Origin of the sequence: Echinicola arenosa (genome assembly GCF_014841125.1) — a bacterium.
Lineage (GTDB): Bacteria > Bacteroidota > Bacteroidia > Cytophagales > Cyclobacteriaceae > Echinicola > Echinicola arenosa.
Map to the genome: position 1 here is coordinate 247078 of NZ_JACYTQ010000001.1, position 16503 is coordinate 263580.

Here is a 16503-nt window from a genome sequence, read left to right on the forward strand (position 1 = left end):
CAATTCCTAATAAAGCAATTTGATAAAGTACCCCCCCACTACAGATCTCGCCCTAAAGTTCATCACATGAGCATCTTTGGTTTCATGCCAATCGCTGATCGGTACCCTATTTGGAGTTTCATTGGCATATTTCCACATCGGTGCAATCAAGGCATTGAAATCCTCTTGACTATCTGACAAAGAAGCCGTCCAAAAAACCCAATCTGATTTGGAATAGGTTTTCCTACTGTCCAGTGGCAAACCATATTTTTCCTGTTTGGTCAAATAATAGGCTATCTCCTTATCAGCTACTTCCTCTGGGAATACATTTAACTCCAGAATTTCATCCCATACCAAATTGTACTTTTCACTCCAAGTACCTGGTGTTTCAAAAGCCAAGGAATAATGGTCACCATCATCCGCCAGTTTCATCCACTTTTGGGCCATCTCCCTGGACTCATTGATGTAATCAGCTTCTACATCCTTTTGTCCCATCATCCCAGCCATCTTTCCATAAGCAGCCAAGGCTAAAATGGCCTTAACAGAAAGGTTAGCATTTCTGGCAAGGTGTCCTGCAAAATCATCTGTAGACAGCTGATTGGCTGGATCAAAACCACTTTTCCTCAGGTACTCCGCCCAAATGGTCAAAACCTTCCAATGCTGCTTAGCATAAGCGGGATCCTGTTCCTGATCCACAATGGCAGCGGTCAATAACAACATATTTCCAGCTTCTTCCACAGGCATATCTTCCCCATAAGTTTGTCCATTGGCAATAGGGTAGGTTCCCAGATCATGTGCAGGAAAAGGTTTCTTCCATCTGCCACTTTCGGAATAATGAAAGATTCCATTTAGCATGCCTTTCATCAAATCAGGATTATAATGTAAGAAAAGAGGCGCTGAAGGATAGGTGACATCCACCGTATTGATGGAACCATTACTGTTATTTTCTTTGGACATAAAAAGCAACTCTCCTCCTGGGCTTTCTACTAAAGTATGGGCAGCAATAGCCTGACGATAAGCCAATACGCACATATCTGCATATTTTTCTCCGCCGGCTTTAAGTGTTTCCCTGTACATCTTTTTATTAAAAGCGTCACAACGCTTAGCGATGCTTTTATATTCATCTGCTGCTTTTTCTAATAGCGCCTCAAAACTTCCTCCTTCTGAGGTTTTCCACCATGGCGCCAGGTTTTTCCCAAAGTATTGGATGGCTAACTCTTCGTCATAACCAAGTAAAAACAATTGCTCCTTCGCTTTAGATCCCACGCTTCCCATATACACAGATGTATTCAGCATAATTCCTCTAGACTGCAGGTCCTCTTTGGAAGTATGGTCTTGATCCCAAGTACTTAATATATTTCCTTCGCTATTTAACCAATGCTGGGTATTTTCGCTTTTCACTGTGGCCACGTACAGATGCCCCCAGTCAATGCGGACATCATCACCCTTCCTGCCTAAAACATCTTGTTCAACAGTTCCGGCTTTCATAATATCCAATTTCCCTTCCTGATACCTAGAGGCAGCTACTTCTTGGCTAGGCTGGTGAACAGCCAAATCCGAAGATACACCAAGGGCGATTTGGACATCATGGTCTTCGCCATCTTTGCTTTTGACTTCCGTGGTAATATAAGAAATGGGTCTTGCCAGAAGATCTAGGTCATCCAATAGCAGAGGCGAAGTGAAATTTACGGTCAATGCTACACCTCCACAATCAAATTCATAGTTAGTCTGGGTAGCTGAAAGATGAACTCCTGTCTGCACAGCTGCAGTAAGTTGCTTCATTTCAGGCTGGACAACCCCTTCAGCTAGACCTAAATCCAACCATCTACCACCCCCTGTATTTCTAATATGCACTGCCAGCACATTATCTTTTTCCTTAAGGTTTTCCTTTATGTTTTGAGGAATCTCTATATAATCATAGCGATGAATAAACCCCATCAATTGATAGATTGGTTCTCCATTGAGATAAACCTTGATATTGTCATCATGCCTGATTTTTAGGAAAAGTTTTTCTAAGTTTTCACGGTCCTTCAGGTCAAAACTTCTTCTCAACCAAAGGTCGTCCGAATTCCAGAAAGTGCCATCCACATCACGGCGATCAGTAAAAGGAGCCTGCCCCTTTTCCCAGCCACTGTCATCAAAACCTACTTGTTCCCAACCAGATTTCGGAGCACTTTCAGTATAGCTCATACTGTAGTCACGCTGATCGTTAGTAGGAAGAACTGAATTGAACACCTTAGTTTCTTTACCTAAAAAACGATAGGGCTTTCCATCTACTTTTATCAAGCCTAAAAGGCCATGATGAGCAGTGGTCCAATGTTTTGGTGATTCTTGATTGAGTTGGTCATTCATCGACCAAATACTAAAATTAGGATTATGGGTAATTAAAGGATAGGCCGGAGCCCTTAGCGCTTCCTGCGCTGCTGCCTCCAGCCCTATTCCTAAACCCAAACCCAGGGTAATCATTGCCATTACATTTTTTACTCTTTTCATACTTTAGTTTTAATAGGTTTATTTCACTCTGGTTTCCCCACCGTTTCGCAGAATGAGAGAAACAAAATTGTCACTAGGAGCGGATTTGAAGAATCAATACTCTCCCTCAACTCCGCCCGGTTTGACATCTCAGAATTCTTGTTGGCTAAACAGCATCAACCGTTGGTTTAGTTGTAGTTACTATTCCTTTTAGACTATATATTGATTTTAATCTTCATTTTCAGCATCTGGCTCATTCTCATCCAGTTCTTCTAAGGCTATTTTTCGAATACGATGATTCATCTGGTCTCCAATGTAAAATGCCTTATCTTCCTCACTATAGGCGATCCCGGATGGTCTGTCAAAACGTGCTTCTTCCCTCAAGTCTCCATCTACATAGCCCCATGGATCAGGGTTGATACTAGAACTGCCTCTTCCTGCAAAAGTGGTCACACTTCCCTCAGGCGTTAATTTACGGATAGCGTGATTTTGCTGATCCGTAAAATAAAAATCATATTGATCTGGCTTATCCTCATCCATATAGGTTTCATTCTTTACAAATACGCCCTGATAAGGGTTTCTCAAACGTACATCAGATCCGACTCCATCCTGATAGCCAGCTCCCCTAAGTTGTCCGCAAACCAAATAAGGCTGGTTGAACTGCTCCTTTTCCCAGTTATAGTCCACACGGAGGATGTAGTGTTGGTTGATAACCATAATATAGGCGTAGTTACCTGTAGGATGCATAAATATCTTATACTCCCATCCTGGATCATGAACCACAAACAAGGCTTCATAATCTTTGTCCCCTAAGCCCTCTTCAAAATATTTGTTCAGGTCAAAACGGAAAAACTGCCCCTTCTCATAACTGTTGAAATACAGTTCTCCATTTATGGGGTGAATTGATGCTCCATTACATTGCCTGTACCTTGTTAGAATTTCCCTGTCCTGCCAATCTTTGTCTCGGGACAAACGGTAGGTTGCGCGGTCATTTTCACCTCCACGATCTTCTGCAATGATCATATGTTGTCCATCAAGCGTGAAATCTATACTGCGGGGCCTATCAAAATCCGAGCGTTTTTTGGTTACAGTACTGTCCTCCAGGTCAATCAGGTAAAGGCCGTTATTAAAGTCAAAGGTTACCCATAAATGCTTGGGATTAAGTGGGTCAAATTTCATAAATGAAGGTTCCCAAAATCCACTCGCCATCTCACTCTCATCTTCCGACTTGAATTTCCCATCCTTCCAAGGTTCATCTCCTCTATCATTTTTGTATCCCACCAAGGTCGACACCACCATTTTACGCTCATAATCAAAAAACTTATCTGAACTGGAAATTCCTTGACTGTCACCTCTTCCCACACGGACCTCTATATTTCCCTTAAAGGCTTGCCTAGGAACCAGACAATAAAGGGCCTCCCCATTTACATTGATTACTTTTGCTTCTTTTCCCCCGATAAATACAGATACGATATCAGGATCAGTCCCGAAATTCTGTCCATAAATTACAAGCCGCTGTCCAGCTCCGCCAGATTTAGGGGTAAAATCTGACACCACCACAGGTTTGGAAGAATCATAAGGTGGCTGTTCCACCATGTCCTGGTTGTCAATCTGGCAACTAGATATAAAGCCCATTGTCAAAGCCATCATCAAATAGAGATTGCACAAGCCTCTTTTTATATATATTATATTTAAACGCATAATTTTTAGTTTTAAAATTCACAATACTTATCAGGTGTATTTCCCACTTTCAAGTGTATCTCTACGTTTTGCTTCTACCATTCTATTGCTTGGTCTTCATCAGGAATCTGGGTATTCAATTGACGCTCCAAAATCAAAGAACCTGAAACCTTATAATTGATATCAACATTGGGCACCATGGTATAGTCTGAAAACTGATAATCTATATTATTAATGGTGATGTACCGGTGTAATAGGTATGGCCTAACATCGTCCATCTGTTCCATGATGGTAAAGCTTGCATCCTTATTCACCTGTAGCTTCATTTCTGGATTATCAGTATAGAAAGTAACTGCACCCGTACTGTGAAAGGTCGCGTAAATTTTATAGTTTCTTCGGTCTTGCCTGTCTTCATCGATATTTCCTGCGTAAAAGAAAACCGTATTTTCATCCACCACATAAGAGCGGATTTCTTCTTTTACAATAGGTGTTTCATCCTCATAGCCCTCCATGGTTGTTTTAAGAGCTGTCCCACTATAGCTACCTGAATAATCATTAAACGGGTGAATTCGCAGGATGGCTTTGCGGTAGTATTTCCTTGGGTTAGCGATGTAATTGTAAGATGGATCATCCTGAATGGTCAGCGGAAGCACCCACTTATCTACCATATCGATATCTTTTAGGGTAAAATCAATGGCCATCAAAGAAGTGTTCTCTCCTGCTTTGATATCCACCGTGGAAGGAATGGAAAAATATTCGCTGCTTAATTCCCTGTAATAAAAATCCTCCCGATTTTGAAAGTGTTCATAATTCAGTACCTCCAAGGTATCCGAATCTACTGCGACATGAACGGTTCTGTCCAGACCATTTGTAGTCGATCCGCTTACAATTAAAGGTTGCTGGAAAGTAGTTTTCTCTTCGCCTTTGTAGCGGACATAGATATCACACACTCCTTCGCTATTCAGCGGTGCTTTAAATGATATATAATTTTCGAATTGTTCTTCAGTCCATTCATCATTGCATGCACCACAAATGATCAGCAATGAAAGTAGAAGAAACGACATATATGATTTATTCATGATAGTTTGTTTTGGGTTAATCATTATAAGTCCATCCTGGATTCTGTGTAAGCCGGTTGTTTCTTTTTAGCTCAGTATGGCTAATCGGCCAAAACCACATCTTATCCGCAAAGGTGGTTTCCAATGCCCAAATGGCTACTGGTTGATGGAAAAGATCCCTCTCATCCTCATTCATCAGTACATTGCAGCCGTAGATGGGCAATGACTCCTCTATTGGAGCATCCATCCAACGACGCAAGTCATAATATCGCTGGCCTTCTCCCAAAAGCTCTATAAAGCGCTCACGCTTCAACCTTCTTCTTAGCGCTTCTTTATCACTATAGACACCTGATGGATAATCCGGGACACCAGCCCGTATTCGAACAGGGTGAATTCCTCTTTGCATTTCCGAGATGTTGCGAGAAATGGTGTAATTTCCTCCATTCCAAGACGGGACCGTATATGATCCATCCAGCTCATTCAAGGCTTCTGCGTACATCAATAAAACATCTGCATATCGGATGGCAGGCTCTGCTTTAAACACAATGTTATCTATGTTTCCGCCCTCATAGGTATCATTGGGATGGACAAATTTCTTTACACCAAAGCCCGTCCGCAACCAGTAGGCATTGGATGAATTGAATCCATTACCTTTGGGATTATCACGATAGTAAAACACCTGTTGATTCCGGTTTCTTTCCTGTGACTCATTAAGTAATGACCAAAAACTACCATTAAAAGCCACAGAAGCATAAAACCGAGGTTCACGATGGGCATACTGCAAAGAAACCCCTGGTCTCAAAGGTCGGTATTTGCCATTATCATAGTCCTCTTGACTTACATAGCCACTTACACGTTCCGAGCCATCCCCTCGACCTATTTCCTTATCTCTTCCGGGTACATCAGAACCATCGTTCATATAATAGGCATCAACCAGCTTTTGTGTCAATCCATGGGTATTCCAGCCTGTTGATGATCTAGGCAACTGGTGAGCAACCATCGCCCTAATGCTTTCTCCGTCTTGGTTATTACCTCGAGTAAAAATCAATTCGGGATTTCCTGACGCAGGCAAGGTCCCGTCGAACACTTGGGCATATGACTTGGCAGGGTCAATATCGGCCCAGCCTGCTGGCCATGTTTTTTCCGAAAAATTATGATCATCAGGCGGAACTACTGTAGCATCCTCCCCTGTCTCCTGAAGAGGTACTGCATAAAGTTCATAAACGCCAAGTTCCATTACATCTCTAGCTGCAGCAGCAGCTTTTGCCCATTTCTCCTCTTGATAGTCAGAAGACAGCAGCTGTCTACCTTCGTCATCTACCAACCTAGTGGCAAAACTGGATGCATTACCGTTTGCTAGTGGACTGGCTGCATAAAGCAATACTTTGGCTCTTGTGGCCAATGCTGCCCCTACAGTAGGTCGAGCGGAACTTTCCTGTCCCCGGGTCATTCCACGAACTTCCATTTCTTGGGCAGCAAGCAACATTTCACTGCTAATAAACTCCGCACAATCTTCGTAAGTACTCCTTGGAACTGCCAACTCGTCATAGCTTTGAGTGTAATCAAGTCCTTCATCAGGCAACAAGGGAATGGGCCCATATTTACGAAGTAACAGCCAATACAAATACGCTCTTGCAAAACGGGCCTGACCTTTATAGTCTTCTATTTCATCTGCAGACATTTCCGTATTCATATAGATGTTATGTATGAAGGTCGATGCGTTCCGAATACCCCGATAACACTGAGTCCATGAGCCTTGCTTGTCACCTTCGGTATATTGGCCCATTTTAAACATATTATATGATAACTCGTTTTTGGATGGATCGAAATCTTTATCCCGGTCACCATAGTACATTCCATCAGCAAAATTATGAGGTGTGATACCTTTACTGGCTACATCAGCATTGATGCCTCTTAATTCTTCAAACACATTGGCTAACCACTCTTCCGAATATACTTTACTTTGAAATACCTTTTCCTCCGTAAGACGGTCCTTAAAATATTGGCTAGAATCGAGGTAATCATTGTTACATGAAAAAGCCAACACTGATCCGAATACAAGAAATAGAACTGTATATAATGTTTTGTTATTCATCACTTTTTAGATTACAGATTAACACTAATTCCCAATGTGATTGATTTAGCAGGAGGGTAATCCTCTCCTCGAGGAGTTGCTAACTCAGGATCCCATAGTTTGAATTTTGACCAAGTAAATAGGTTCGTACCCACCAAAAATACGCGGATATTATCGGCCTTAATTTTCCTGGTCAATGACTGGGGAAGGCTATATCCAATATCTACAGTTTTGAGGCGGAGATACCGACCATCTCGTAACCAAAAAGTGGATTCTCTAAAATTATTTGGATTATCCCCAAAGCTTAATCGAGGATAAGAAGCATTGGGATTTTCTGTGGAAGGATCCTCAGATATATCAGCAGATATCCATCGATTATCTCCCATCACTCCTTTCATGACCTGCCCCCATTCTCCTTCGCTAAAAGCAAACACTGTTTTTCCAAAGGTAGAAAAAGTGGACTTACCCGCTCCTTGAAAATGTACCCCCAGGCTAAATCCTCTCCAGTTAGCAGAAGCTCCTATTCCATAAATCAAGTTGGGCCTTCTAGTCGCACCAATCGCAACGCGGTCTCCATCATCTATGACACCATCACCGTTGACATCTTTGTATTTTATATCTCCAGGTTGGTAAGTTCCAAAAGTTTGGGTAGGGCTGTTCCTGATGTCATCATAATCTTCAAACAGGCCTAAGGCTACCAAGCCCTTAGACTGTCCAACACGAAAACCTTCCTCATTTTGATAGGCATACACGTTGTTCTCCTCATCTTTTTCTATGATTTCATTCTTGCTGTAGGTGATATTACTTCTGGCTGTCAGGGTGACCGCACCTACTTGCTGGATATACTTTAAGCGGCCATCAAAACCACGGGACTTCACAACTCCTACATTAGCTCGCGGTGTGCTTTCCAGTCCCACCATAGCTGGCAAAAACTGCCTTTCCATATAAATCCCCGTACGCTTTTCATCAAAGAAATCCAAGTTGGCAGTGATGTGGCTAGTTTCTAAATCGAAACCAAGATTTTGCTTTGTGGCCACCTCCCAAGTCACATAAGGTGAAGCCACTTGCGAATACATCATTCCACCATAATACCTGTCAAAGCCATAATCAGCCCATTGATAACCACCAGCAGGGTCGCCATTATCATCAAAAATCTCTGAAATGGTGTACAAATAAGGAAAACGCTCCCCTCCCATCAGCTGATCATTACCTGCTTTTCCATAAGAGTACCGAATTTTCAACAAATCCAGCCAGGCCACATTGTTTCTGATAAAGTCCTCATCTGCCAAGTTCCAAGCAAATGAGATAGCAGGAAAAAAGCCATACTGCTCCCCTGGAGCAAAGTTCTCAGAGCCAGTGTACCCAAAATTAAAATTCACAAAATAGCGATATTTCCAGTTATAAAGTAAGCGTCCAGCAAGGGCTTGGTTCCTTCTGGCTATACCATTTTTAATATCCCCACCTAGATTAACCGTTTGTACGAATGAATCGCGGGTTAAGCGAGCTGCTGCACCAAGATTATGATCTCCAACACTTATGTCGTAATTGAACATCAAATCATAAAACTCCAGCCTATTTCCAGAAGAAGTACTTGACTGTTGCATTTCACTAGGATCAGAAATGTGGGTAAAAACCAAATCCCCATTTACATCGCGTGCTCGGGCAGCCTGCCATTGCTCAGGCCATTTACGTCGCTGGATGTTATTACTGTTTTGTGTATCATAACCAATAATTCCTCTAAAACGGAGGCCTTCTGTAATGAATCCAAAATCTTGTTCAACAGTAACGTTAGTTTGAACATTATTCACCCAGTTTTCATTAAACCCAGTTTGGGTAGCCATTACCCAAGGGTTTGTCTGATTCCCAGTGCCTATTGCCGGCACATATCCGTTAGAATAAGTTATCGGTGTGCGTATGGGAGAATAACCAAAAAGTGAACCCCAAAAATCAACATCTCCCAATCCAGGGCTGTTTCGCTTACTGAGTGAACCTGCCACCCCCACTTTCACTTCTGTAGTTTCGGTGATATTAAAATCTGCATTAAGCCGATAATTCCAACGTTTATAATTAGCGTTGGTATTATAGTCATTCTTCAATGATTCATCAATCTCGTACATGCCGCCTTCATCTATATAACTGGCCGATGCATAATACCGAGAGGTTGGCCCACCACCACTCATATTCAGGTTGGCACGGTAGGTCATAGCCCCTTCCCTTAGTAACAGGTCTTGCCAGTCTACATTAGGGTATAAATCGGGATCCAAACCTAAACGCAAAATTTCCAACTCTTCTGGCTGATAAATCGGTGCGTGATTTCGGGTAATTCGCGACTCATTTAACAGGTTCGCGTAAGTTACTCCATCCTCAAATTCAGGCGTAATGGTTCTGGTATTGTAAATAAATTCATCCTTGAAGTTTATATCAATCTTTCCGGCACTACCGCGTTTGGTGGTGATCAATATCACTCCATTTGCTCCTCTTGAACCGTACATTGCGGTTTCAGCAGCATCTTTCAAAACGGTGATGGATTTGATATCCTCAATGTTGAGCTCGTTAAGATTCCGCTCAATATTATCAACCAATACAAGAGGGTTTGTGCCACCTCCAAAAGTAGAAATACCCCGAATCCAGAATTCAGAGATATTCTTGCCAGGTTGCCCTGACTGCATCATTCCTAAAACACCGGGCACATTTCCCGCCAGTGCATTGGACAAGCTTGATGTTGGGTTTGATTTCAGGTCCTCCGTATCCACCGTGGAAACCGCTCCTGTCAGCGATATCTTTTTCTGCTCACCAAAACCAACCACAACCACTTCTTCCAATGATTCTGCATTGACCTCTAACACTACATTGATTTGGCTTTGATTACCGATTACAATCTTTTTGGAATTAAAACCGATATAACTAAAAATCAACACATTGCCCTCCACCACATCAATAGAATACGTTCCGTCAATATCCGTCACTGTTCCTCTATTAGGTTCACCTTCTACTAAAACCGAGGCTCCAGGAAGAGGCACTCCTTCTTCATCGGTGACCACTCCGGTAACTTCCTTGAATATTACTGTTGACAACTCAGGTACAACCGAGCCCTTATCCTTGATTTTCTTGACGCTTATGCTGTTATTAACTTGCCTAAATTCCAAACCAAGACTCAGAGCCATCTCTTTTAAATGTTGGGCCACTGTTAACTTTTGATTTGAAATAGTTACTAACTGTGTTTTGTCTATATTTCTGTCAGTGTAAAAGAAATGGAAAGCCGTATTTTCCTCTATCTGATGTAAGGCTTCTCCTAAAGTCTTTTGGCCACTGGGCAGCTGTATAAATACGTCCTCGACACTCTTTACTTGGGCAGATGAGCTACCCGCCAGTACCGAGCTCATGGTCAGGGTCAGGAAAATAAAGCAGTAGCCTGCATATTTTGAGACCATAATAATTTTTCGGGTTAAATTTTGTTTCATATTTTGGGTATATCAATTGAACATAGATGATAAGGGCAGTGGGAGTTCCAGTCCATATACTGCCTTTAGTTTGATTGATTTTTTGTCCGGGGGAGTGTTCCAGCACTTTCCCGGACTCTTTTCTTAGTCTCTTTCTCTCATAGGCAATGATTAATTAAGGGTGGAATTTTAAGTCTACTTTTTTCTTATCTATCTTGTACTCGAACCCAATGGAATGCCCCAGAATATCCAGCACATTATTCAGGTACTCATTTTTATCAAATGTTCCTGAACACAGAAAGTCTTTGTCATAATTACCTGTTACACTGATTTTCACATCATACCAGCGTTCCAAAGTTTTAAGCACTTCCTCAAAGTGGGTATCACTGAAATATAGAATTCCATCCTTCCAGTAAATCACTTTCTCCACATCCATTTGCTCCTTTCGGAAGTTTCCATCACCACTTTCACTGATCACCCCCTGACCAGGAAAAAGCACTTCTTCAAAATCACTTTTCCCCGCTTCCACTTTTATTTTACCATGCGTAAGTACTACTTCTATCTCTGGAGAATTTTTAAAAGCTTTGATATTAAATGCTGTGCCCAAAGCAGTTGTGGTCAGTTCTTTGCTACTAACCCTAAAAGGGTGCTCCTTATCAGGAAATACCTCAAAATATGCTTCTCCTTCAAGCACTATGTTCCTATTGGTTTTGAAGTCTTTGGAGTATTTCAGCGTACTCTGTGCATTTAAAAAAATCTTACTACCATCAGGCAAAATAAATCTTGACTTCTGACCCGCTGGGTTACATTTTACTATCCAATCTGTTGAGCTTCCAAGATCATTCCCTAACTCCTGTTGATTGAAATACTGATAAAACAAAAAGCTAATCGCAAAAAGAAACAGCAAGCTTGCCGCAACTCTAAAAGCGGAGCTATTATTCCAATATAATATTAATGGTCTCTGACTTCCTCTCTTTTCCTGAGTTAATATTTTTGGATCCTTGAATATTCTTTTAAATAGGGTATCCTGATCCCAAGGATCCTCTCTTTTAATGTCAGCTTTAATTTTCCAGTTTTGCTCAAGCTTATGGGACATGTAGGCTTCTCCTTCATCTGAAGTGTACCACTCCAAAAATTCCTCGGCTTCTTCCTTGGACAAGGTACCATTATGAAAATCTCGAATTTGCTTTTCTCTATCCATTTGTATTGTATTACAAAAGGATATATCCTCAAGTCTACCTAACTACTCATTGCGAGTGAAAAAAAATAAATCTTTTTTGAGCAGGAGAAAAATAAACACTGACAAACAATTAGTTACATAAAAATCAAAACTGTTTTTTTTGCAATCAACGCTGTCTTACCTCCCAAATAACCCATAGGAATATAAGCCAAAGCAATATCGATTAACGCAAACCAAGCAGGAGATGGCAGCATAAACACATTGGTAACTCCTCCAGCTAAAAACAAAATACCAACTAAGACAGCCCATTTCAATTTGAAAGTAGCTGCTATAATCCCAGTTATAAATGCCCCCACAAAGGTCCCCAATGCATGTGCCAAAAATGGCATCATGAAGTGTTTGGGGAGAAACAAATGCATTGATTCCCTAAGACCTTCCATGGTGGTCACATCAGCTCCTTCAGGAGGAGGAATAATGGATCCACTAATCAAAACAATCCCCATGTTCACAAAACTTCCAATTAGAATTCCTGCTAGAACCGCCACAATATTTCTAAAAGTCCTTTTCATAAGTTCGATGAATAATTTAATGGAATTTTAAATAAAAACCTCAACCGAATCTTATTTAACCTCTTCAAATAGCTTTATGGTATAATCCAATAACCCCGTATTACCAATTGAGCCATGACCGGGTATGATTACTTTGGATTGGGGAAATTGTCTTTGAATTGAAGTCACCGTGTATGACCAGGCCATGGTGTCAGCATCTGCTAGGTTTCCTTTTCCTGCCCCCATGGATTTGATTAAACATCCACCAAAAACGACTTGGTCCTCTGGAATATAGACCACTACATTGTCTTGAGTATGACCAGGCCCGAAATACTTGACCAAAACTTCCAAGTCTCCCACTTTTAAATTGAGTTCACTATCAAAACCATTTTGAGGTACTTTAAACTGATTCTTATCAGCCAAATGAATAGTCTTATTATTTGCATAGGATGGAATTCCCAATTCATGAAAAGCGTCAAGCCCTCCTAGACAGTCGATATGAAAATGGGTTGGTACAACCGCTTTGATCTCTAAGTTCATTTCCGATTGGATAAACTTGATCAACTCATAGGAATCATTATCATTGGCGGGGGTATCAAAAACCACCGCCTCTTTTTCATCGACAACTATGATCCCATTGCATTCAACCTTTCCAAAAGTTTCCGACTGAAGATATGTAATATGCTCATAAACAGCCGGACTGACTTTTTTAATAATCAAGTTGTTTGAGGTATATAAAACTACAGGTTGATCAAATGAAGTAGCAATTGGTTTGTTTTCATCAACCGTTTTCTCTTCAGTCTTATGGTTGCAAGCATACCAAATTTGGGTCAAAATCAGTAAGGGCAATAATATGTTCTTGTTCATAGACTTTGATAAAAGTGTGTGAGAAGCCAAATAGTTAATGAATTTAAGAAACCGATCAAAAATAGTACGAGACTTTCGCATTTCTTATGATCTACTTCAAAAAATAAAACAGGCTCTCTGGAAAACCAGAGAGCCTATGCTTCATACATTATAAGCTAGTGCTAATCTCTTATCTGACCGTCACCAAACACATAGTATTTGTTGGTTACCAGCTGTTCCAGTCCCAACGGCCCTCTGTGATGTAGTTTGTCTGTGCTAATAGCTAGCTCAGCCCCCACACCCATTTGGCCTCCATCAGTAAACCTGGTGGAAGCATTATGATAAACCGCCGCACTATCCACTTGCTCCATAAATTTGGCCGCTTTGGACTTATCAGTGGTCAAAATAGTGGCAGAGTGTCCGCCGCTGTATTTATTGATTTTTTCGATAACTTCATCCAACCCTTTAGCTTTACCCACCAACGCTTTTAATGCCAAAAACTCCTCATACCAACTATCCTCGGATGGAATTTCTTTTGCTCCATCAATATTGGAAAGCAACTCCTGCTCTGCCAAAAGCTCTACTTTATAGTCAGCTAAAGACTTGCCCAAATCCTTCAATTTAGACTCAAAGTCAGGTAATTTCTCATCAACCAAGATTTTATCCAAAGCATTACAACCAGAAATCTTATTGGTTTTGGCATTGATGATCACCTTCTTAGCCTGCTCCCAATCTGCGTCTTCCGCTACATAAGCAAAGTTATTCCCTCTTCCACTAACCAAAACAGCACACTGGGCATGCTCTTTTACGAAAGCTATCAATCTTTCTCCACCTCTGGGCACTATCAAATCCAGCTTTTCTGTTGGGTTTCTTAAAAACTCTTGCGTTTCTTCTCTGTTCAAAGTAAACAGTTCAATCCAATCTTTGGTCAGTCCATTTTCTTCAAGAGCCTCATGCCAACATTCTACCAAAGCTTTGTTCGAATTGACAGCTTCTTTCCCACCTTTAAGTAGAATCTTGCTATTAGCTTTAAAAGCCAATACCGCTGCCTCAATAGTCACATCAGGACGGGATTCATAAATAATCATGATGGTACCAAAAGGTGCCGTTTGATTAATGATTTCCAATCCATTATTTAGATTTCTTTTGGAAATAACTTTGCCGACAGGATCTTCTTGTTCCATCACCTCTCTGACAGCTTGGATCATGCCATCTACTTTGGCATCGTTGACCACTAACCTATCAAACAAGGCTTGGTCATCTCTTTGGAAAGCCTCCAAATCAGCCTTATTGGCTGCTATTATTTTGTCACGCTTGGCATCTATAATCTTGATCATGGATGCCAAAACGTTATTTTTCTTTTCTGTGCTTAATATTTTCATGTTGAATCTTCCTTTTTGATTTCTCTAAAGACGATTTAATTAAGAATTTTCAGCCGACCACTCCACATTCAGTCGGCTGAAAATCAGGTCAATCATCAGAAACCTTCGTACCCACTTCTTTACCATCTACAATATCAACAATCATATTTTCCGTATTACCATTGGCAATGTAAGTAGGTATATTTTTTCTGGCTGCTTCTTTAGCCACATTCAGTTTTGATCTCATGCCTCCGCGTCCTTCTGCTTCACCCTTGGTAGATTCCTGAATATAGTGTTCCACCTTCTCATCTGTGCCCACATGGGCAATTCTATGGGTATTATCATCATCAGGATGGCCATTGTAAAGGCCGTCAGTATCGGTAAGCAAGATTAGCATATCTGCTTCAATCAATTCTGCTACCAAGCTGGCCAGTTCATCATTGTCCGTAAAGGTGGACATAGAAAGGGAAACTGCATCATCTTCATTGGCAATAGGAATAATACCTTCCGAAAGCAACCCTTCATAGCAGTTGATCATATTTTCACGGTGCTTGCCAGGATCAAAGTCCCTTTTTGTTGCCAAGACTTGCGCACAACGCATACCATAATCTTGGAAAATGTTATAATAATGGCGCATCATCCGTGGTTGGCCCACAGCTGAAAACACCTGTCTCCGGATAATTTTATCGGTGATGTCCACCTTGTTTCCCAAGACTTCCTTTCCTGCGATCACAGAACCTGAAGAAACGAGTACGGACATAATTCCTCTCTCATACAAAGTAGCAATTTGATCAACCAGTTTACGTAAAACCGTATTGACAATACGGTTATCTTTATTGGTCATCACATTGGTTCCTACTTTAATTACTATTCTTTTTGGTTCTTCCATCTTAGGCATTTCTAAATTCTTTCCCTAACTCTACGGCCCTATTAAATGCTGCATAAGCCGCTTCTTTAATCAATTCTTTAACATTATTGTCTTCCATAGAATCCAATGCTGCACGTGTAGTGCCACCTTTAGAGGCTACCCTATCCATCCATGTTTCAGGATCTAGGTCTGCTGAAGAGAATAACTCTACAGCACCTGCAAATGTTTGCTCTACCAATACTCTTGAATCATGCCTGGAGAAGCCCATCTTCAAAGCCGCTTCCAACATGGATTGCATAAAGTAAAAGATATAAGCAGGCCCACTGCCAGAAATACCTGTCGAAGCATCAATGTCTGCTTCTGTATCCAAACGAACGGATCTTCCTGTGGTATCCAATAAATTTTCAATAGTTGACAACTCCAAGCGGGAGACTTCATCTGAAGCAGTAAAGGAGGTCAAACCTTTTCCTACTTGTGCGGGAAGGTTAGGCATGGCCCTGACCACTTTGCGGCGTCCCAATCCCTCTTGAATCGCTTCAATGGTCACTCCTGCCATCAAAGAAATGAAGATCTGACCTTCGCTGGTCAACTCTTTCATATCTGCCATCAGCGCATTGGCATGGTACGGTTTTACAGCAATAAAAATCACATCTGCCTTAGGAACACAATCATCGAGTTTTTCAAACACAGCAAAGTGACTACGTTTTCTCAATTCTTCTGTTTTGTCTTTGGCATTGTCAAGGATCATTAGATCCTTATCTTTTAAAAATTTTGATTTGGCGATTGCCTCGGCGTATGTCAATCCCATATTGCCACCACCGATTACAAGAACTTTCATAGTTTTGTTAGAAAGGTTATTTAAATTTTGTACAGGGACTATCCCCATCAATCTTCAATACACCCTATGCCACAATCATCGTGCAGGGATGCCTTTTTCAAAAAAAAGTATTACCCAATGGATATTTTATTGTTAAGACAGCATGTTTGGCACAGTTAT

General features: G+C 41.1%; 11 protein-coding genes. All 11 read right to left on the reverse strand.

Annotated features, from left to right (window positions below):
- Positions 1 to 6: 6 nt before the first annotated feature.
- Complete coding sequence (locus IFO69_RS00945) at positions 7 to 2472, reverse strand: glutaminase family protein (RefSeq protein WP_192007081.1); 2466 nt, start codon at positions 2470 to 2472, stop codon at positions 7 to 9.
- Positions 2473 to 2679: 207 nt separating this feature from the next.
- The gene (locus IFO69_RS00950; RefSeq protein ID WP_192007082.1) at positions 2680 to 4152 is read right to left on the reverse strand and encodes an IPT/TIG domain-containing protein; all 1473 of its coding nucleotides are present in this window, start codon (positions 4150 to 4152) and stop codon (positions 2680 to 2682) included.
- A 74-nt stretch (positions 4153 to 4226) separates the two neighbouring features.
- Positions 4227 to 5210, reverse strand: a complete 984-nt coding sequence (locus IFO69_RS00955) for a DUF4973 domain-containing protein (RefSeq protein ID WP_192007083.1) — start codon at positions 5208 to 5210, stop codon at positions 4227 to 4229.
- A 16-nt stretch (positions 5211 to 5226) separates the two neighbouring features.
- Entirely contained in the window at positions 5227 to 7284 is a 2058-nt protein-coding gene (locus IFO69_RS00960) for a RagB/SusD family nutrient uptake outer membrane protein (protein ID WP_192007084.1), read from the reverse strand.
- A gap of 11 nt (positions 7285 to 7295) precedes the next feature.
- Positions 7296 to 10724 (reverse strand): SusC/RagA family TonB-linked outer membrane protein, encoded by a 3429-nt coding sequence (locus IFO69_RS00965; protein WP_225443944.1) that lies wholly within the window; start codon positions 10722 to 10724, stop codon positions 7296 to 7298.
- A gap of 154 nt (positions 10725 to 10878) precedes the next feature.
- Positions 10879 to 11904: a FecR family protein gene (locus IFO69_RS00970; protein WP_192007085.1), complete on the reverse strand. Its 1026-nt coding sequence runs from the start codon at positions 11902 to 11904 to the stop codon at positions 10879 to 10881.
- Positions 11905 to 12017: 113 nt separating this feature from the next.
- Positions 12018 to 12452 (reverse strand): hypothetical protein, encoded by a 435-nt coding sequence (locus tag IFO69_RS00975; protein ID WP_192007086.1) that lies wholly within the window; start codon positions 12450 to 12452, stop codon positions 12018 to 12020.
- Between the two features lie 51 nt (positions 12453 to 12503).
- Positions 12504 to 13298: a subclass B1 metallo-beta-lactamase gene (gene bla, locus IFO69_RS00980; protein WP_192007087.1), complete on the reverse strand. Its 795-nt coding sequence runs from the start codon at positions 13296 to 13298 to the stop codon at positions 12504 to 12506.
- A 161-nt stretch (positions 13299 to 13459) separates the two neighbouring features.
- Positions 13460 to 14659 carry a glutamate-5-semialdehyde dehydrogenase gene (locus tag IFO69_RS00985; protein WP_192007088.1) on the reverse strand — a complete coding sequence of 400 codons (1200 nt, stop codon included), beginning with the start codon at positions 14657 to 14659 and terminating at the stop codon, positions 13460 to 13462.
- Between the two features lie 88 nt (positions 14660 to 14747).
- Positions 14748 to 15527 carry a glutamate 5-kinase gene (gene proB / locus IFO69_RS00990; protein WP_192007089.1) on the reverse strand — a complete coding sequence of 260 codons (780 nt, stop codon included), beginning with the start codon at positions 15525 to 15527 and terminating at the stop codon, positions 14748 to 14750.
- 1 nt (position 15528) lies between these two features.
- Positions 15529 to 16344 (reverse strand): pyrroline-5-carboxylate reductase, encoded by an 816-nt coding sequence (gene proC, locus IFO69_RS00995; RefSeq protein ID WP_192007090.1) that lies wholly within the window; start codon positions 16342 to 16344, stop codon positions 15529 to 15531.
- Between the last annotated feature and the right edge of the window lie 159 nt (positions 16345 to 16503).